The organism is Paraburkholderia sp. SIMBA_053 (assembly GCF_046534895.1).
In the GTDB taxonomy this organism is placed as follows: Bacteria; Pseudomonadota; Gammaproteobacteria; order Burkholderiales; family Burkholderiaceae; genus Paraburkholderia; species Paraburkholderia caledonica.
The window spans coordinates 1-256 of sequence record NZ_JAWRXU010001106.1; the positions used below are offsets into that span (position 1 = coordinate 1).

1 protein-coding gene is annotated in these 256 nt (G+C 58.6%); it reads right to left on the bottom strand.

Features of this window, described 5'->3' with window-relative positions; genetic code table 11:
- Positions 1–256: cbb3-type cytochrome c oxidase subunit I (locus SB753_RS39060; protein WP_410805419.1), on the bottom strand; the 256-nt coding region annotated here is incomplete at both ends.

The window sequence follows — 256 nt, forward strand, 5'->3', positions numbered from 1 at the left end:
GGTGGTGCGGGCCTGCCCACATATAGATCATGATCAGCGCCCAGAAGTGGACGATAGACAAGCGGTAGGAGTAGATCGGGCGCTCGGCCTGCTTCGGCACGAAGTAGTACATCATGCCCAGGAAGCCCGCTGTTAGGAAGAAGCCTACCGCGTTGTGGCCATACCACCACTGCACCATCGCATCGACAGCACCCGCATAAATCGAGGTGGAGTACATGGGCGTGACGGGAATCGCGGCGTTGTTGACGATGTGCAG